We start from the raw sequence: 18,380 nt of genomic DNA on the forward strand, positions 1-18,380 counted from the left end.
AATCACAAGAAAGAATATGGTGGAGGGGGACGGATTCGAACCATCGAAGGCGGAGCCGGCAGATTTACAGTCTGCTCCCTTTGGCCACTCGGGAACCCCTCCAGGGTGTTTTATACTTGAAAAATGTTTTCCCAACGCATCTCTCAAGTGCGGAGCGCATCATAGCAAACTCGCTCCGGCTGTAAAGCGTTTTTCTAGCGTTTTTACGTTGAATGCTGCCTTTTTGGGCAAAGATGGTAGAAAGTCAGCGTTTTGTATGTCCTTTATACAGAACGAAAATATACTTTTTACTGGAATTTACACTACTTGACGTTAAGAGACGTATCTATTGATAAACTGTAAGCAGTTTAATGACATAAGTTTATTCGTTTAGTAGTCAAGATCATGAGCATGAAAGCCACTTTATCCTTATCTGTTTTAACGCTTTCTATATTAATGGCTTCCCCTAGCGCTTTTGCAGCAAAGCGAGGTCCGTCTGCGGTCACGGTTGTGACTGAGCAAGTAGAAACGCACGAAATTAATCAATCTTTATCCCTTATCGGCAAATTGAAGGCGGCAGAGTCTGTGGTTGTCGCTTCAGAAGTTGCAGGTAAGGTCAAACAAATTGCGGTAAAAGCAAACCAGAACGTGCAACAAAACCAACTGTTAATTCAATTGGATGATGATAAAGCGCAAGCAGCGCTGGTTGAGGCAAAAGCTTACTTAAAAGATGAAGAACGTAAGTTAAAAGAATTTCAGCGTTTAGTTAAACGAAACGCAATTACTCAAACCGAAATTGATGCTCAAAAAGCAAGCGTGGAGATTGCTCAGGCTCGACTTGATGCTGCGAAAGCGAATCTCGCCGATCTGCATATCACCGCGCCCTTTTCTGGAACGGTTGGATTTATCGATTTCAGCCGCGGGAAAATGGTTAGCGCAGGAACTGAGCTTCTGACATTAGACGATCTGTCGGTCATGGAGTTGGATTTACAAATTCCAGAACGTTATTTGTCGATGTTGTCAGTTGGAATGGAAGTTGCCGCGAAGACCAGTGCTTGGGGTGAACAACGTTTTTCTGGGAAAGTCACTGGTATTGATACCAGAATCAGTGCAGAGACATTGAATTTGCGCGTGCGCATTGAGTTTGATAACCCAGAAAACCAATTGAAACCGGGCATGTTGATGAACGCTTCACTGGCATTTCCTGCTATTAAAGCGCCGATCATTCCTGTTCAAGCACTTGAATACTCAGGCACCAAACGCTTTGTATATGTAATTGATGAAAACAACAAAGCGACTCGCCAAGAGGTGCTGCTGGGTGCGCGTGTCGACAACGAAGTAGTGATTGAATCTGGCGTTGAGATTGGTGACAAGATCGTTGTTCAAGGTATTGTTAACATGCGTGATGGCGTTGAAGTGAAAGAAATTGTCGCGCCACTCAAAGCGAACACCACGGATGTGACACGCAATGACAGTGAATCGGTTGAGGAAGAAAACTAATGTTACTTTCCGACGTTTCAGTTAAACGCCCTGTCGCGGCGTTAGTTCTGAGCATGCTGTTGTGTGTGTTTGGCTTTGTGTCATTCACCAAATTAGCTGTTCGTGAAATGCCTGATATTGAGAGCCCAGTCGTTTCTATCAGCACGCGTTATGAAGGCGCGTCGGCGACCATTATTGAAAGCCAAATCACCTCCGTATTGGAAGATCAGCTTTCTGGGATCAGTGGCATTGATGAAATCAGTTCCACCACTCGTAACAGCATGTCTCGCATCACGATCACCTTTGAGTTAGGTTACGATCTGAATACTGGGGTGAGTGATGTGCGTGACGCCGTTGCTCGTGCTCAGCGCTCGTTACCTGATGAAGCAGATGACCCAATTGTTTACAAGAACAATGGTTCGGGTGAAGCGTCCCTTTACATCAATCTAAGTTCTTCTGAAATGGACCGCACACAGCTGACGGATTATGCCGAGCGTGTTCTGATGGATCGTTTCAGTTTGATCACGGGTGTGAGTTCTATCGATCTCTCTGGCGGTTTGTACAAAGTCATGTACGTGAAACTCAAACCAGAGCTTATGGCTGGTCGTGCGGTCACGGCATCGGATATTACATCAGCTTTACGAAGTGAGAACCTAGAAAGCCCGGGTGGTGAAGTTCGCAACGACTCGACGGTGATGTCGGTGCGTACAGCTCGTACTTATAACACGCCTGAGGACTTCCAATATCTTGTCATTAAACGTGCAAGCGACAACACGCCTATCTACCTAAAAGATGTGGCGGATGTCTTTATTGGTGCAGAAAACGAGAACTCGACCTTCAAAAGTGACGGTGTTGTAAACATTAGTCTTGGTGTGGTACCGCAGTCAGACGCAAACCCGTTAGAAGTGGCGAAGCTGGTTCGTTCTGAAGTCGATAACATTCAGAAGTTCTTACCAGAAGGAACACGTCTCGCGATTGATTACGACGCGACAGTATTTATCGAGCGTTCAATCGAAGAGGTGTACAGCACGCTGTTTATTACAGGTGGCTTGGTGATCTTGGTGTTGTATATTTTCATCGGCCAAGCTCGTGCGACTCTAATCCCAGCGGTTACGGTGCCCGTTTCGCTGATCTCTTCGTTCATTGCCGCGTATTACTTTGGCTTTTCTATCAATTTGATCACTTTGATGGCGTTGATCCTGTCTATTGGTTTAGTGGTGGATGACGCGATTGTGGTTGTTGAAAACATCTTCCATCATATTGAACGTGGTGAATCGCCTTTGCTTGCCGCGTACAAAGGCACTCGAGAGGTTGGTTTTGCGGTTATCGCGACAACGTTGGTTCTGGTGATGGTGTTTCTGCCAATTTCCTTTATGGATGGCATGGTAGGGCTGCTATTTACAGAGTTTTCTGTATTGCTGGCTATGTCGGTAATTTTCTCCTCTTTGATTGCACTGACACTTACACCTGTGTTGGGCAGCCAGATCCTAAAGGCAAATGTAAAACCCAATCGATTCAACGAAGTGGTCGATCGCCTGTTTAGTAAGCTGGAGAATGGCTACCGCTCATTATTGAAAGGAGCATTGAAAGCTCGCTTGGCTGCGCCTTTGGTGATTCTGGCTTGTATGGGCGGCAGTTATTTCCTAATGAATCAAGTACCAGCTCAATTGACGCCACAAGAAGATCGCGGTGTGATTTTTGCGTTTGTGCGCGGCGCAGATGCTACGTCGTACAACCGAATGTCAGCCAATATGGATATTGTCGAAGACCGATTGATGCCATTGCTAGGGCAAGGTTATCTGAAGTCATTCAGCATCCAAACGCCAGCGTTCGGTGGTCAGGCAGGTGACCAAACTGGCTTTGTGATCATGATTCTAGAAGATTGGAATGAACGTGATGTAACGGCTCAGGAAGCGCTCAACAAAGTACGTGGTGCATTGGCGGGTATCCCTGATGTTCGAGTGTTCCCATTTATGCCAGGTTTCCAAGGTGGTTCGAGTGAGCCAGTTCAGTTCGTATTAGGCGGTTCGGATTATGATGAGCTTCTCGTCTGGGCTGAACTGTTGAAGAACAAAGCCGAAGAATCACCCATGATGGAAGGCGCTGAGATAGACTACTCCGAGAAAACGCCAGAGCTGTTAGTTACGGTCGACAAACAACGCGCGGCTGAACTCGGTGTGAGCGTAAAAGACATTTCTGACACATTAGAAATCATGCTCGGTGGTAAAAGCGAAACGACTTATGTTGAGCGTGGCGAAGAATATGATGTTTACCTTCGCGGTGATGAAAATAGCTTCAATAATGCTGCCGATTTGAGTCAGATTTATCTGCGTACCAACAGCGGCGAGCTAGTGACATTAGACACGGTCACAAAAATAGAAGAAGTGGCAGCATCTATCCGTTTGTCTCACTACAACAAACAGAAGTCCATCACCATTACTGCAAATCTTTCCGAAGGTTATACATTGGGTGAAGCGCTGAATTACCTCGATCAGCAAGCTATCGACAACTTGCCGGGTGACATTTCTGTGAGTTATTCGGGTGAGTCGAAAGACTTTAAAGAGAACCAAGCGAGTGTCGCAGTTGTGTTTGCACTGGCATTGTTGGTGGCGTATCTCGTGTTGGCGGCTCAGTTTGAAAGCTTCGTGAACCCGCTAGTAGTGATGTTCACTGTACCAATGGGTGTGTTTGGTGGTTTCCTTGGTTTGGTCGTGATGGGGCAAGGAATGAACATTTACAGCCAGATCGGCATGATCATGTTGATCGGTATGGTAACGAAAAACGGCATTTTGATCGTAGAATTTGCCAACCAGCTACGTGACCGTGGCGTTGAGTTTGAAAAAGCGATCATTGATGCCGCCGCGCGACGTCTACGCCCAATTTTGATGACTGCGTTTACCACACTTGCAGGTGCAATCCCGTTGATCGTATCAACAGGTGCTGGTTATGAGAGCCGTATTGCCGTGGGTACGGTTATCTTTTTCGGGATGGGGTTTGCTACATTGGTGACCTTGTTTGTTATCCCTGCGATGTACCGACTGATTTCTGCGAAAACACAAGCTCCTGGTCACGTAGAAGCAGAACTGAACAAAGCGCTCAGCCACGATTCGAAAGGCCGCTCAGTGCATCCTTAACGACAACATGTAACGCTTTGATTAAAAACGCCGAACCATTTTTGTTCGGCGTTTTTTATATTTCTAGTGATTATTTATAGATCTAACCATTAATTGTGGTTATTATTTCGCCACTTCTTCGAGGGGCACAGGACTCGCTCATCGTTTATGACTGAATGTCGAGTCTTGCTAGGTATAAAGCCAGGAAGGTGGCTATACCTATGATTATTGAGGTGTTCCCTTGAAAAAAGTTCGTGGTAGTTACATGGTAGAAATGGTTCTGGTTGCGGGTATTATGGCGTTGTTAGTCACCACTGCACTTCCAACGTTTACGAATGCGCTAAAAGGTCATCAAGATGGTATTTTAGCGTCACTTGATACTGTTCAACCTAGCAGTCATGTAAACAAAGAGACCGCAGAAAAATTTTCCGCTCAATAAGCAAAGCTACTTTTTAGATTGATAAAAGAAGCCGAGGCATTTGCCTCGGCTTCTTTACATTTAACTTCAAATTCTGGGTTCAACGTCGCGCTAGAAGCGTTTTCCTAAGCTGATTTGTAGACCTTCATAGCTGTCGTAAAAGTCTTCAAAACCCATATCTGCGACATTGTAGATGTACTCTGCGCGTAACCAGATATCTTTACTCATATCCCAATGAACTCCAGCTCCCACGTTAAACAGAGCGCCAGAGTCGTCAGTCACTTTCTGGGCATTTGGAACATACATTTCTGCTTGAGTCCCCAAAGCGGTCACGCGGCCAAACAAAGAGAGTGGTGTGTCGCCTAGGTTGTCACTGGTTAATACCGCTGACATGCCCGCTTGGTAATAGTGCAAATCCAAATCTGTTTTTAGCGTGTCGTTCTTAAGCTCGTTTTGGGAGTAACGAAGTACACCTTCAAACGCAAGGTATTGATTAACATGATAGCCCCAACCAACAGTGATATGCGGTGTGGACCACTCATTGTCTCTGTCTGATCCAAAATACGGCGTATCGAAACCAACGTTACCAGTACCTAGATAAAAATAAGATTGATGAGTTTGTTCTTGAGCAGCAAAAGTCGGCACACTGATGGTCAAGGCAGACAATAATAGGATGGCGTTTTTCATAACTTGACGATAACCTTTGTAAAAGACCGTTGTAATGATTTGTGTTAATATTAATTTAATCAATAAGATAGATGGCGCTTATCATATCAGTTTTTGTTCAAAGGTAGTGATTTTCGAATGGGAATTGTTGCGCTAAAGCATACTTCCTACTTATGAAAGTGGACTAACTGGATATGGTGACGAAAGCCAATCAAATAAGAGAGAAGGAAAGTAAAGTGGCTGAATTCAAATATAAAAATCTGACTCAAGAAGAACAAGACAAGTTAGACGCAGCGACATTTCGTCGTTTATTGGCGCATTTAGATGCAAACAAAGATGTGCAAAACATCGACCTGATGATCCTTGCGGGCTTCTGTCGTAACTGCTTTAGCAAATGGTACAAAGCAGAGGCTGAAAATCTCGGTTTGGATTTAGATATTGATGACGCTCGCGAACGTGTTTACGGCATGACTTATGATGAGTGGAAACAAAACCATCAACCAGCAGCAACGCCAGAACAATTGGCCGCGTTTGAAGCGCGTCAGAAAAAGTAATCCCAATCAATAAAAAAACAGCCCGCACATTAAGCGGGCTGTTTTTTACATTCGAATTTGCATCTTAAGCGGTAATTGGACCACAACATGCCGGCTCGTTTTTTACATTCGAATTTGCATCTTAAGCGGTAATTGGACCACAACATGCCGGCTCAACACAGCCTTTCGCTTGAATGACTTCAAGTTGCGCGAGGTAAGGTTGAATATCACCGATGTTCTCTTTTACCCATGCTAAGTCGTAATACGTATCTAAGTAACGCTCACCAGAGTCACATAGAAGTGTCACGATAGAGCCTGTTTCACCGCGTTGTTTCATTTCGCAGGCCAGTTGAAGTACACCGTAGAGGTTCGTCCCCGTAGATGCACCGACTTTACGTCCAATCAGCTGAGAAACCCAATGCGCGGTCGCGACACTTGCCGCATCAGGAATTTTTCGCATCTCATCAACCACACCGGCGATAAAGCTTGGTTCAACACGTGGTCGGCCGATGCCTTCAATTTTGCTGCCAGTATTGCCTTTTAATTCACTGTTGCCGGATTGGAAGGCGTCGTAAAACACTGAGTTTTCAGGGTCTACCACACACAGTTTGGTGTCGTATTTTTGGTAACGAATAAAGCGGCCAATGGTTGCTGATGTGCCACCGGTTCCTGGACTCATCACTACCCAACTCGGAATTGGGTGATCTTCTAACTGCATTTGGCTGAAGATCGAGTTCGCGATATTGTTGTTGCCGCGCCAATCAGTTGCACGTTCAGCATAAGTAAATTGATCCATGTAGTGACCATTTAACTCTTGAGCCAAACGTCGAGACTCGTCATAAATCTGATCTGAGCGTTCAACAAGGTGTGCTTTGCCACCGTAAAACTCAATTTGTTCAATCTTTTTACGCGCGGTGGTTTTTGGCATAACGGCAATGAAAGGTAAGCCAAGTAAGCGAGCGAAATACGCTTCTGAAACGGCAGTGCTGCCTGAGGATGCTTCAATTACTGTGGTTTCAGGACCAATCCACCCATTACAAATCGCATAAAGAAACAACGAACGCGCCAATCGGTGTTTGAGAGAGCCTGTTGGATGTGTGCTCTCATCTTTTAGGTAGATATCGATACCATCAAGAGAAGGCAGTTCGAGTTTAAATAAATGAGTATCAGCAGAGCGTTGAAAATCTGCTTCAATTTTACGCACTGCATTGTTGATCCAGTTGTGGTCAGTACACATGGCGTCTCTCCTTGGAAATCGATAGATAAGCATTAGATAGGGATAATTTACCTATAAGGTGAGAGAAAAACTTTGCTATAGTTGCTCTTGATGGGTATTGGGATAGAAAAATTTTCTACATTTTATGGATTTTATGGAAATGAAATTAGATCGGGTCGATAAGCAGCTGCTTGCTTTGCTACAAACCGACAGCACCTTGTCATTAAATGACTTAGCAGAGCGAGTTAATCTGACAACAACACCATGTTGGAAGCGTTTAAAAAGGTTGGAAGAGGAAGGCTACATTGAAAAGCGCGTCGCGTTACTGAGCGCAGAAAAACTCGACCTGTCTTTTATCGCTTTTGTTCAGTTAAAAACCATCGATCACTCCGAAGATTGGTATCACCATTTTGTCACAACAGTGAGTGATTTCCCTGAGGTGATGGAGTTTTATCGTATGGCCGGCGAGTACGACTACATGATGAAAGTGCTGGTGAAAGATATGAAGTGTTTTGACGAATTTTATAAGCGCTTAGTGAATAGTGTAAAAGGGCTATCTAACGTGACTTCAACATTTGCAATGGAGTCGATTAAATATACCACTGAGTTGCCAATTCGAAGCTAATCTAAGTTTACAGTCACTGGAATAATAGTTGTTACTGACGAGACATTAAAATGGAATGTAAGAGTGACATTATTCCAGTTTTAAAATACATATCTCTTTTATTAAATATAAACGAGATTCGTTCTTGCTTTTATTTGTGCATTAGATAATTATGTTTTTCTAATCTGTTAATGTCCATACAGCATAGCCCGCCAAAAATTAATGCAATTTTTCTTCATTATTTTTCCTGTTTTATTTTGTTGAACATTCACTCTTTCTAAATTAATTAATTACATTAATTTAAACGTTTGCTTCGCGTTTTTCGGGTAATTTTCTCGCCATTTATCAGAATTTATTTTTACCCTTAATATAGTAGTAAACACTTAAGTAATAAAGTCATCAACAATAGGGATAGCGATTAATAAAACATCGTATTATTATCTCGCTCCTTGAGATGTAACAAATTATTACTAAAAATGAACAGAAATTATTATTTGATTTTTCTTGCTGCTTTACTTGCTGGTTGCGGTGGAGGAGGTGACTCCAAGCCGAGCAATACAAGCTCTCCAACTTCTATCACGAAGCAGAGTCGTCCACAGCTGATTGTTGAAGATGCCTCGTTGCAGTTTGAGGGTGTGGGAACCATCACTCAGACACTATTGAGCAACGTTCGCGGCTCAGTATCTTACCAAGTCATTGATTCAAATCCGCCGAATGTGGTGAGGGTGAATGATTCGGGAGTATTTCAAATCCTGCGTCCAGGCACCGCGATAATTCGTGCAACAGATACCAGTTCTGTGTATGAATCTTCTGAAACGACGTTTTCGGTCACGGTTGAACGAGGTTTTAACAATGATCTTTCTGCCAGTGATTTAAGCCTAGTTGCACTCGATCCTGACGGGAAAGCTCTGACCGTGCGCGGGCAGAAAGGTAAACTGAGTTATCAAGTCGAAAGCGGGCAGAACCTCATTCAAGTTGATGATAACGGCGTTGTTTATTCACTTGGTTCTGCGGGGCAGGCTTCTGTACTGATTTCCGATTCAGGTAACGACTTATATCTACCTAAGCAAGTTCGTGCAACCGTGACATTGTATGCGATAGGTGCTGAGCAACTTAAATTTGCCTTAATCGAAGATGAGTATCGAGACGGTTTAACCTTAGCGCCTTCACGTTTGGATAAAGTTGAAACGCAAAATATCACTTACAAAATTCTGCGCAGCGAACCAGACAACGAGGTTGCCGAGTTACTAAACCCAGAAACGGGTTTGCTTTTGATCCACAACGTTGGTCAGGTAACCGTCGAGGCGACAGCAACATACAGCGATGCTTTCTTAAACAAGCAGCAAGTCGCTCAGTTTGTGGTCGATGTGAAACCGGGTCAACGTCAAGCCATCAGTGTTGCGAATATTGCTAAGACGTATGAAGACGGTGGACGCATTTTCCCTCAAGTTGCACACGCTCGCGGCGACTATGGATATCGCATCATCAATGGTGAAGATGTTGTCGCTAAAACTACGGATGGTGAAGCGTTGTTGATCAAAGGTGTTGGTAGCGCAGAAGTTGAAGCCTACGAATACGACTTGCGTAATTATCCAGCAAGTAAAACCCGCTTCAACATTGAAATCGAACGCGCACCTCATCCGGTAATGAAAGACGTGGAAATGTCTCTCACTTATCAGCCTAAACTGGCTATTCCAATGGCGTTTGCTGGTCAGAAAGGCAAAGTCAGTCTGATTGGTGGGTTGCCTGAAGGTCTTCGAATGAAGGATGGCAACTTAGAAGTGGATACCGCGGGCGAATATCGTCTTAAGTTTGAAGATGATGGCGGTGACTTTTACCAACCAATTCAATTCAATGTTGTGATCAAAGTTGCGAAAGCGCAAGGCCAAGCGATGACGACGCAAGATTATGAAATGGTATACAGCAAAGACTACGATTTTAACTTGCAGCGTGATTTTGGTTTAACGGCCAGCAATGATCATTTGGAAGTCGTTGACAATACTTCTCCAGGTGTTGCAGATGTTATTGGTGACGGTCTTATTCGTGTCTACAAAGCGGGTCAAACGACGTTAACGGTTCGCAGGAAAGAGAGTGCAAATTACACGGCCGGTCCAGATCAAAAAGTTCGCTTCAACATTCTGAGTGCGCCAAGCCGAATTGCTATCCAGTCAGGCGTAGTAGAAGGTACGTGGAACATCAACCAACCTTATGTCCAAAAACCATCTATTCTCGGTACGGTTGGTGAAGTGAGCTACCGATTTGCGACGGATTCTGCAACTGATGTGGTTTCCTTAGATCGCAAAACGGGTGATATGCGCATTCTGAATGCGGGCAGCACCAGAGTTATTGTGTCGGACGCAGGCAACGATAAGTTTACTCCAGGTGAAAGTAGTTTTGCTGTAACGATTAAACAAGGTAGCAACCCGGTTTCTATTACTTATCCAACTCTGGACTTTTCTGCTGGTGCGGTTATCACACCAGTGATGAGTGGGGGAGAAGCCAAAGCAAGCTACCGTCTGATTAACCAAGCTGAGCCGGTGGTTGAGTTGTTATCTTCAGATTCTGGTCGTTTGAAAGTGCTGCATGCTGGCGACTACCAAGTGGAAGTGACGTTAACTGCACGTAACTATACAACTAAAACCGTATTGGTTAACGGCACCATTAATAAAGCGGATCATCCAGGTCTTACGACGAAGCTTCAAACTGTGGAATTTACGCCATTTAAGACGATTAGTTTGGATTTTGGTAAAACGGTAGGCACTCGTACTTACTCATTTGCTGATACCGTGAGCGAAGAGTTTGCCACGTTAGACAATGCGAAAGCTGAGTTGACGCTAACTAATTACTCTCAATATCATTCTATTGCGTTGGATATTTCTGAGAGTGAATCGCGAGATTACAAAGCGTTACCAAGAACTAGAGTTACGGTTCATGTCGATTTGGCAGAATCGGGTGTTGCAGATAAATACACACAACTTGATAGCGAACAAACCGTCATCGTCAGTACCCTCAGTGCCCCACAGTTTTCCAATTTAGAAGAAAGTGAGTTTGGCATCATGGGGTCGCGTTCGGTACGTGAACCGACGGATGATGAGCTGCAAAAATTTGGCAAAGGTAAGGTCGCGCTGTTCTTGTTAAAACCAGTGGGTAGCGATGACCGAACCCAACAAAAGGCAGTCTGGGTACATGTTGCTCGATTTGATGGCTGTACTGCGGATCTGTTTTCTGATGATCTAAAACCATTCGATGCAATTGATTATGATGCTGCAGGCTATTGTGCGAACGGTAGTACGATTCGCATGACTCGCTTTTTAGTGATTGACGACTCTAAACTAGAAAACATTGAGTATGAGTTGGCAGCGCCTATCGTGTACTACCGTCGCGGTCAACGTGAGTTCTTAGCGAGTGATGACGGCGGTTTTTATGCCAAGCCAAATGTGGTGTACGGCAAAAGCAAGTACGGCTATCCGAAATCACTTTATGAGTGGTCAGTGGTCACCATGAAGTATCAACCGAATTAATCATCGTTTGATACCCACTAAAAAGGAGTGCTGAGCACTCCTTTTTGCATCTTATGCGCTCGGGTTATTTCGTGTAGCGCATGACTCCTTCTTGTACGGCAGTCGCCACCAAATGACCTTGCTGGTTATAAATTTCGCCACGCACTAAGCCTCGAGTATTACTCGCCGTTGGGCTTTCTATTGCGTACAAAAGCCATTCATCCATCTTGAAGGGACGATGGAACCAGATTGAATGGTCAATCGTCGCAACTTGGAAATTCGGCGTCATTAACGACACTTCATGTGGATGCATCGCCGTGACCAAAAATCCCCAATCTGACGCGTAAGCCAACAAGTATTGATGAATCAGTTGGTTATCTGGCATCTCACCGTTAGCACGAATCCAAAGGTACTGTTTTGGCTCCGCTTTTTTGGGTTTTAGAGGATTGATCACCGTGACAGGGCGAGTCTCAATCGGTTTTTCTCCGCAGAATGTTTTACGCAAGCGCTCTGGCAGAAACTCCGCGATATGACTTGCGAGTTCACTCTCTGAGGCGAAGTTTTCAGGCCCCGGAATATCTGGCATGGCTTTCTGGTGATCGAACCCCGGTTGATCGCCGTGATAAGAAGCCGTTAGGTAAAAAATAGGTCGTCCATTTTGCACTGCTTTAACGCGTCTGGTGCTAAAGCTACGTCCATCTCTTAAATTTTCCACATCGTAAATGATCGGCTTTTCAGGGTCTCCAGGGTAGAGAAAATAGCTATGGAAGGAGTGTACAGTGCGTGTTTCTTCTACTGTATAACGCGCCGCTGAGAGGGCTTGTCCAATCACTTGGCCGCCGTAGACTTGAGGTAAACCTAGGTTTTCACTTTGTCCACGAAACAAGCCTTCTTCTAATTTTTCGAGTTGTAGTAGGCTGAGCAATTCTCGTAATGGTTTACTCATTGTGTCTCCTCACCGATGTGTTTTTTCTTCACGTTACCTCAAGATCTGATGATCTGTGAAGTGACTTTGTTTAGAACTGTTGAGTGACTTAATAGTAGTCTCATCCTTAAACCTACGAATAAGGCAAAAGGAATAGTAACAACGTTTCTGCTTTGCAGGAAAAGTCCGGCCAGTCCTAATTATGAAACGAAATCAATTGTTTGAAAAATTCTAACTTAGTCAAACTATTGTCAAATAAACGAAAGGAAACAAGACAGTTTTATATTCCAACCCTATACTTATCCCGATTTAATACTCTTCTTGAGGAATATATGAAAAAAACACTACTACTTGTTACTTCTTTACTTGTTGGCGCTGCGTTAGTGGGTTGCCAAACTTCTCAAACAACAGAAATGGAATCTGCTGAGGCGTCAATGAAGACAATTACAGGTACAGTGGCTTACCGTGAACGTATTGCTCTACCACCAAATGCTGTGGTTACGGTAACACTAGAAGATGTGTCTTTGGCTGATGCGCCATCTAAGCTTCTAGCAAAACAAACGTTCGAAACAGAAGGTAAGCAAGTTCCTCTTTCGTTTGAGCTGAGTTACGACAGCAACGAAATTAAACCGAATCACACTTACAGCGTGCGCGCGCGTATTGAAGTCGATGGTAAATTGCGTTTCATCAGTGATACGCATAACGGTGTGATCACAGATGAAGCACAAACTCACCAGTTGGATATTCGTCTAGTTGGTACGCGTTAATACCAAACATAGCGAACAAAAATGGCAGCCTAAGGCTGCCATTTGTATTTTCTGAGGGCGATTTTTCCTATCTCAGACACTTCGATCCCTTCTGCTTCTAATTTCTGCTTTTGCCTGTCTAAGTCTCTGCCTTTCAGCGATATCTTCCCTTGACTATTGATGACTCGAAACCAAGGCAATTTGCTACCTTCTGGCAAATTCCCAAGAGCTTTCCCTACGTGTCTAGCGTATCCCGGATAGCCTGCCATTTTGGCAATTTCGCCGTAGGTCGATACTTTTCCTTTTGGAATTTGGTGAATTACAGCAAAGATTTGCACTAAAAATTGGTCCATACTGAAACTGTCCGTTGTGGCTTGCTAAGGAATGGTAATACACACGACTTGTATTTCGCTAACAGTTCTTGTGCATGGTTAACATTTGTTGCTAGTGAGTTAGATGTCTTTTTAAAGCCCTTTTAACTAAAGACAAATTGGTGCATCAAGCGCACGAAATACAAATTAACGATAAGCTAAGCTTGAATCTAGACCCACTCAACGACTTTAGATACCCAGTTTCATTTGCCGTTGAGTTACCAAGTTGGTGGGGAAGCCAGGAGGCGCTATGATTTTTTCAACACTTCAATTTTTCATCACAACTTTTCTTGCCGTTGTGTGTGCCCGAGCGATGAGTTTGAGTGAGGGCGAAATCCCAGTACTCGCACTCATGATCCCGGCATTATGGCTGTTGCCTCAAGGTGGCCTTGCTGGCTTAGTGTTGCTCGGCGCTATGATGGTGTTTGGTGCGACGCTTTCGATGCAGCCCATTGCGTTGTCTGTTGGCGTGCTGATTCTATTCCCGTTACTTATGGTGGTGTTCTCACATCGCAGCTCTCTTGGCGTTCTCCTTACTACCGGTTTGATTGTGATTACCTTACAAGTAGGGCTGATGGTCACGCAACAAGGCGGTAAGCTTGATGGTTCAGCTTGGGTGACCGTGGTTCAAACGTTGTCTGTTGTGGTCATGTGGTGGGCAGCAACGCATTGGAAACGCTCAGAAAAACACAGCTGGTGGCCTTTGCTTTTACTATTGCCTCTATGGATTGCCGATCTTCATTACGCGGTGCTGGTGGCGTTGAGCATTACTGGGATGTTGGCTTCGATGGAAACACTCGCCAAATTAAAAGACTCGATTCGCTGGAGTAAGTTGCTTTGTTGGACACTACCAACCGTCGGTTTTGCAGCGTTGGTGGTGAGCCCTAATACGGATGTACCAAATCCTGTATTTGTGGTCTGGATCTGTTTGTTGGGTACTGCTTGGATGACGGACTACATCTTACGTAGTAGTGACGAGCAGGCGGAGTTATAAAATAGTTGTAGGCGTTCAGAGGAAAAAGTGACCCGTGCGGCAGACTGTTGAATTGATTGTGAAACAATAAGTGAATTAGTATATGTTCATCATTTCATAATTATTCTACTTTCCATAATAATAACCACACTGTAAGTGGTTAATTTTAGATAAGTTTGTCATGATCACACTTGCTCGAACGCTGCTGCTTTTCGCTTGTCTGTTGCCAAGCCTTCATGTAAAGGCCGAACCTTCATTACAGCCTCACTATAAAATCGCGACGGAAGCGGATGATGTTGTCACTCGCGTTTTATTTGATGCGGTATCCACTGAATTTGGTGTGAGTGTTGAGTACATCAACTACGCGAGTTTTGATGCCATTTTAGATGCAGTCGCGAATGAAGACGCGGACTTTGCTGCCAACATTACCTATACCGATACTCGCGCCGAGCGTTTCAGCTATTCCCGACCAACAAACATTGAATACACATACCTATATGGGCTGAGCGACTCGACATTAGATGATATTTCGCGTGTTGGTGTGCCTCAAAACACCATCTACTCAGAACTGATCAAACAGTATCATCCAGAGTTAAAACAAGTTCCTTATAAAGGTCATAACGAAGCAGTACGTTTGTTACAAACTGGTTTAGTGGATGGCGTGGTTGATGCGATTAACCAACTCAAACCAATGTTGTTGGAAGGGTTTGATGCCAAAATGCTCAACGATCAGATCTCCATCAAACCTGTTTCTATCATTAGTAAAAAAGGTCACCACTTAGAAGAGTTGGATACCTTTGCCTCGTTTATTCATGGTGAAGCGGTACAAAAGCAACTTCGTGAGCAAATCGCGTTGTATCAATTTGAGTTGAGACGTTCAGCCCTGCGAGATGCGATCAAGTTACTGCCTGTCGATTTAAAAGAGCCAATTCGAATCAAAATGGAATCCATCTTTCCTTATGTGGTGTACAACCCTGATGGCACCGTACAAGGGATGACAGCCGATATCGTTCTACAAAGCTGTGAAATTCTGGATTTAAACTGTGTGATCATCAGTGAGCCTAACGAAAGTTGGGAGTCGATGTATCGCCAGTTTATGAAAGGTGAATTTGATATTTTGGCACCATTGACGGTGAGCAGAGAACGGCATGAATTCAGCTATTTCCCAAGACCGCACTATTCACCAGCTTCAGTGATGGTCAAGCGATTGGGCTACAAGCCAAACACCTATTCCCATGTGTCACAATTGATCTCTGAAAGAATCGGTGTAGTCAAAGACGATTTCTTCGATCAAATGATGACTCAGCTTTTACCGTTGAAAGAGCTTGAGCGTTTTAACACGCAGCACGATCTTATTGAAGCATTGCTTAAAGGGGAGGTGGATTACATCCCGATGGATACGGCAATGCTCAACCATTTCCTTCGTTTGAGCGAGCTTGTGCCCATCGAACAAGATACCGCGATAGGGGAGTTTTACAGTTCGCAGTTGTCTATCGGCCTCGTCGCGAATGAACGCGGTGCAATGTTAGCGCCATATTTTAGCCGCGCGATCGCGATGTTGGGCGTTGACAAAATTGTGGCTCAATACGATTTGCGTCCAGATTGGCGCACGGCGTTAGAGTATGAGGTGCGATTGGCAACACAAACCCAAGCGGTATTTCTATTCGTACTTGTATTGGCAATTTGTGTTTCTCTCTATCTGTATCGTCAATCCAACACCGATAATTTAACTGGGTTGAGGAATCGTCGCTCTTTGCAAGTTAAGTATCGCCAAGGGGTGAATAAGGATTTGGCGATTCTTTATTTAGATATTAATCACTTCAAACAAATCAACGATACCTACGGTCATTTAGCGGGTGATGAAGTGCTGCAATTGCTTTCGCTGAAGATACATAGAGTGTGGTCTGGGCGAAGCTATCGTATTGGCGGTGACGAATTTATTTTGCTCGGATACCCAACACAAATAGAGCTTTCGCGAGCCGTTCAAGAACTGAGTCGATTGGATGTTACCGATAAATTGTGCGCAGAGCTGAAAACTGTCTCGATTTCAGTTGGTGTTTCTGAGAAACGAAAGCAGCACATGAGCTTGGAACAAGCGCTGCATTTGGCGGATGAAGATATGTACGTCAGCAAACATTCTTCTCGTCATTATTCTGGTTCTAGCGACTATCTTGTTCAGTCTTAAATGGATGAATTGATCGAGTTTTGTCCAAACGAATGAAGAATAGTGGATTTAGCGGTTTTTGCCCTTGCATTATGAAGGCCGATACTGAATAATCCCCAACATCAATTGAGGCAAGCCCTCAAAAAAGAATTATGGGGCTCTGGTCCTCTCGCAACAATAGCTCGTGAACTCGGTCAGGTCCGGAAGGAAGCAGCCGCAGCGTGTGACTTGTGTGCCGGGATGTGGCTGGGGTCCCACCCTTTAAAAGCCCCGCTTATATAGCGGGGCTTTTTCGTTTTTAACATCTCTTTTTGCCTTGAGCACTTTACTTTATAATCACGCTTGTTTTAATTCGCCAAGTATTCACTTTCCACCTGAGATATTGTCATGATTTCAAAAAACCAACTAAAACTGCTTCGTGCTTTGGGCCAAAAGAAACAGCGTAAAGCGCATGGTTTGTTTCTTGTTCAAGGTGAAAAGAACGTATTAGAGTTGGCGAGCAGCTCATTGGTTGTGAAGCAAATTTTTGCTACGGCAGACTTTTTGGAAAGTCACCGCCAAGAGCTGAGTGGTTTTGAGTGCGTTGAAGCGTCGCTTGATGATCTAACCAAAGCAAGTACGCTTGTGAGCAACAACGCCGCCATTGCTGTGGTAGAGATTCCAAACGTAAAAGAACCACAGGCAAAGGGCTTGATGATTGCTCTGGATGGTGTTTCAGACCCAGGTAACCTAGGTACGATTATCCGTGTAGCTGACTGGTATGGCATTAAGCACATTATTGCGAGCACTGACTGTGCAGACCCGTATAACCCAAAAACCATCAGCGCGACAATGGGCAGTTTTGGGCGTGTGCAAGTGAGTTTGGTTGATTTGCCAAGCTACTTAGCTGAAGCAAACTTGCCAGTGTATGGTGCTTTCCTTGAAGGTGAGAGCGTGCATAAAACTGAGTTTTCAGCAGAAGGTATTTTGTTGATGGGCAGCGAGTCACATGGTGTGCGAGAAGAAGCGTCCAAGTTCGTGACAGATAAGATCACGATTCCTGCTTTCGGTGGCGCAGAATCTTTAAACGTAGCAATGGCGACGGGCATCATTTTGGACAACATGCGTCGTCAGCACAGCTAATCGTATCAACGAATTTTAGATACAAAAAAAGCGTAACGGCCCAGGCGATGTCAAGCTGAGGTTCATTACGCTTTTTTCGTTTTGAATGCGGTTATTTTTCTAACATATCCAACTTGTTTGGCACGCCGTTCCATTTTTCCGCTTCATCCATCGCTGGTTTCACTTCAGTTTGTACCGGCCAGATTTCTGCGAGTTCGGCGTTGAGCTCTTTGTAGATGATTTGATCTTCAGGCAGCTCGTCTTCTTGGAAGATTGCCGCTGCGGCACACTCGTCAACACACAAGCCACAGTCGATACATTCTATTGGGTTGATTACCATGAAGTTTGGACCTTCGTGGAAGGCGTCAGCCGGGCACACCGCGACACAGTCGGTGTATTTACATTGGATACAGTTATCGGTTACGACAAACGCCATGATAATCAGCTCTTAAGTTAGTCAAAATCAAAGAAGGGGGATAATACTCATCCCAAGGCAAAATTCAACATTCACCAAGTTAAATCCGTCGTCCAACCTTGATTTAGTATGACAGACAATTCAATTTCTCGTAAAATGCGCGCCATTGTGAGCTGG

Annotated in this window: 15 protein-coding genes, 1 tRNA gene and 1 other RNA gene; 11 read left to right on the forward strand and 6 right to left on the reverse strand. The window is 44.4% G+C overall.

Annotated elements, in window-relative coordinates:
• Nucleotides 1-17: 17 nt before the first annotated feature.
• A tRNA-Tyr gene (locus tag OU793_RS08590) sits at nt 18-102 on the reverse strand.
• A gap of 282 nt (nt 103-384) precedes the next feature.
• Here OU793_RS08590 and vmeE point away from each other — a divergent pair.
• The 3 genes from vmeE to OU793_RS08605 all read left to right on the forward strand — a co-directional run bounded on the left by vmeE (nt 385) and on the right by OU793_RS08605 (nt 5,010).
• Nucleotides 385-1,479 (forward strand): multidrug efflux RND transporter periplasmic adaptor subunit VmeE, encoded by a 1,095-nt coding sequence (vmeE, locus tag OU793_RS08595; RefSeq protein ID WP_011105748.1) that lies wholly within the window; start codon nt 385-387, stop codon nt 1,477-1,479.
• Nucleotides 1,479-4,592, forward strand: a complete 3,114-nt coding sequence (vmeF, locus tag OU793_RS08600; RefSeq protein ID WP_159404159.1) for a multidrug efflux RND transporter permease subunit VmeF — start codon at nt 1,479-1,481, stop codon at nt 4,590-4,592. Before vmeE ends, vmeF begins: the two co-directional genes overlap by 1 nt.
• A gap of 220 nt (nt 4,593-4,812) precedes the next feature.
• Nucleotides 4,813-5,010: a type II secretion system protein gene (locus OU793_RS08605; RefSeq protein ID WP_005461161.1), complete on the forward strand. Its 198-nt coding sequence runs from the start codon at nt 4,813-4,815 to the stop codon at nt 5,008-5,010.
• Nucleotides 5,011-5,100: 90 nt separating this feature from the next.
• On the opposite strand, the gene OU793_RS08610 is transcribed toward OU793_RS08605, so the two are convergent.
• Entirely contained in the window at nt 5,101-5,676 is a 576-nt protein-coding gene (locus OU793_RS08610) for a porin family protein (protein WP_005495951.1), read from the reverse strand.
• 215 nt (nt 5,677-5,891) lie between these two features.
• Here OU793_RS08610 and OU793_RS08615 point away from each other — a divergent pair, with 215 nt between their 5' ends.
• Nucleotides 5,892-6,209: a DUF1244 domain-containing protein gene (locus OU793_RS08615; protein WP_021449582.1), complete on the forward strand. Its 318-nt coding sequence runs from the start codon at nt 5,892-5,894 to the stop codon at nt 6,207-6,209.
• A 121-nt stretch (nt 6,210-6,330) separates the two neighbouring features.
• Here OU793_RS08615 and OU793_RS08620 read toward each other — a convergent pair whose 3' ends face one another.
• Nucleotides 6,331-7,425, reverse strand: a complete 1,095-nt coding sequence (locus OU793_RS08620; protein WP_025522725.1) for a PLP-dependent cysteine synthase family protein — start codon at nt 7,423-7,425, stop codon at nt 6,331-6,333.
• A gap of 139 nt (nt 7,426-7,564) precedes the next feature.
• Here OU793_RS08620 and OU793_RS08625 point away from each other — a divergent pair, with 139 nt between their 5' ends.
• On the forward strand, nt 7,565-8,029 hold the full coding sequence (locus OU793_RS08625) for an Lrp/AsnC family transcriptional regulator (RefSeq protein ID WP_005481879.1): 465 nt from the start codon (nt 7,565-7,567) through the stop codon (nt 8,027-8,029).
• Between the two features lie 455 nt (nt 8,030-8,484).
• Nucleotides 8,485-11,529, forward strand: a complete 3,045-nt coding sequence (locus tag OU793_RS08630; RefSeq protein WP_180793871.1) for a cadherin repeat domain-containing protein — start codon at nt 8,485-8,487, stop codon at nt 11,527-11,529.
• A 64-nt stretch (nt 11,530-11,593) separates the two neighbouring features.
• Here the strand turns inward: OU793_RS08630 and tesB are convergent, their stop codons facing one another.
• Nucleotides 11,594-12,454 carry an acyl-CoA thioesterase II gene (tesB, locus tag OU793_RS08635; protein ID WP_005461165.1) on the reverse strand — a complete coding sequence of 287 codons (861 nt, stop codon included), beginning with the start codon at nt 12,452-12,454 and terminating at the stop codon, nt 11,594-11,596.
• A gap of 311 nt (nt 12,455-12,765) precedes the next feature.
• Between tesB and OU793_RS08640 the strand changes: the two genes are divergently transcribed.
• A complete protein-coding gene (locus OU793_RS08640; RefSeq protein WP_025611316.1) occupies nt 12,766-13,200 on the forward strand; it encodes a YbaY family lipoprotein in 435 nt (144 codons plus the stop codon).
• Nucleotides 13,201-13,229: 29 nt separating this feature from the next.
• On the opposite strand, the gene OU793_RS08645 is transcribed toward OU793_RS08640, so the two are convergent.
• Complete coding sequence (locus OU793_RS08645; protein ID WP_005461131.1) at nt 13,230-13,532, reverse strand: DNA base-flipping protein; 303 nt, start codon at nt 13,530-13,532, stop codon at nt 13,230-13,232.
• 268 nt (nt 13,533-13,800) lie between these two features.
• On the opposite strand from OU793_RS08645, the gene OU793_RS08650 reads away from it, so the two are divergent.
• From OU793_RS08650 to OU793_RS08665, 4 genes are all read left to right on the forward strand, one after another.
• Nucleotides 13,801-14,544 carry a hypothetical protein gene (locus tag OU793_RS08650; protein WP_005461144.1) on the forward strand — a complete coding sequence of 248 codons (744 nt, stop codon included), beginning with the start codon at nt 13,801-13,803 and terminating at the stop codon, nt 14,542-14,544.
• Between the two features lie 160 nt (nt 14,545-14,704).
• Entirely contained in the window at nt 14,705-16,708 is a 2,004-nt protein-coding gene (locus tag OU793_RS08655) for a GGDEF domain-containing protein (RefSeq protein ID WP_025789078.1), read from the forward strand.
• Between the two features lie 137 nt (nt 16,709-16,845).
• Nucleotides 16,846-16,942, forward strand: an RNA gene (gene ffs, locus OU793_RS08660) — signal recognition particle sRNA small type.
• Nucleotides 16,943-17,074: 132 nt separating this feature from the next.
• Nucleotides 17,075-17,809, forward strand: coding sequence for an RNA methyltransferase (locus OU793_RS08665; RefSeq protein ID WP_005461159.1), 735 nt, complete (start codon nt 17,075-17,077; stop codon nt 17,807-17,809).
• Nucleotides 17,810-17,900: 91 nt separating this feature from the next.
• Here the strand turns inward: OU793_RS08665 and fdxA are convergent, their stop codons facing one another.
• The gene (fdxA, locus tag OU793_RS08670) at nt 17,901-18,224 is read right to left on the reverse strand and encodes a ferredoxin FdxA (RefSeq protein WP_005495940.1); all 324 of its coding nucleotides are present in this window, start codon (nt 18,222-18,224) and stop codon (nt 17,901-17,903) included.
• Between the last annotated feature and the right edge of the window lie 156 nt (nt 18,225-18,380).

The sequence above is a fragment of the Vibrio sp. VP6 genome (assembly GCF_028823755.1).
Taxonomy (GTDB): Bacteria; Pseudomonadota; Gammaproteobacteria; order Enterobacterales; family Vibrionaceae; genus Vibrio; species Vibrio parahaemolyticus.

Coding starts and splice junctions, on each gene's coding strand:
- vmeF (WP_159404159.1), top strand. CDS start 1,479: ATGTTACTTTCCGACGTTTCAGTTAAACGCCCTGTCGCGGCGTTAGTT.
- OU793_RS08665 (WP_005461159.1), top strand. CDS start 17,075: ATGATTTCAAAAAACCAACTAAAACTGCTTCGTGCTTTGGGCCAAAAG.
- vmeE (WP_011105748.1), top strand. CDS start 385: ATGAGCATGAAAGCCACTTTATCCTTATCTGTTTTAACGCTTTCTATA.
- OU793_RS08655 (WP_025789078.1), top strand. CDS start 14,705: ATGATCACACTTGCTCGAACGCTGCTGCTTTTCGCTTGTCTGTTGCCA.
- OU793_RS08650 (WP_005461144.1), top strand. CDS start 13,801: ATGATTTTTTCAACACTTCAATTTTTCATCACAACTTTTCTTGCCGTT.
- OU793_RS08620 (WP_025522725.1), bottom strand. CDS start 7,425: ATGTGTACTGACCACAACTGGATCAACAATGCAGTGCGTAAAATTGAA.
- OU793_RS08640 (WP_025611316.1), top strand. CDS start 12,766: ATGAAAAAAACACTACTACTTGTTACTTCTTTACTTGTTGGCGCTGCG.
- fdxA (WP_005495940.1), bottom strand. CDS start 18,224: ATGGCGTTTGTCGTAACCGATAACTGTATCCAATGTAAATACACCGAC.
- OU793_RS08645 (WP_005461131.1), bottom strand. CDS start 13,532: ATGGACCAATTTTTAGTGCAAATCTTTGCTGTAATTCACCAAATTCCA.
- OU793_RS08610 (WP_005495951.1), bottom strand. CDS start 5,676: ATGAAAAACGCCATCCTATTATTGTCTGCCTTGACCATCAGTGTGCCG.
- OU793_RS08625 (WP_005481879.1), top strand. CDS start 7,565: ATGAAATTAGATCGGGTCGATAAGCAGCTGCTTGCTTTGCTACAAACC.
- OU793_RS08630 (WP_180793871.1), top strand. CDS start 8,485: ATGAACAGAAATTATTATTTGATTTTTCTTGCTGCTTTACTTGCTGGT.
- tesB (WP_005461165.1), bottom strand. CDS start 12,454: ATGAGTAAACCATTACGAGAATTGCTCAGCCTACTACAACTCGAAAAA.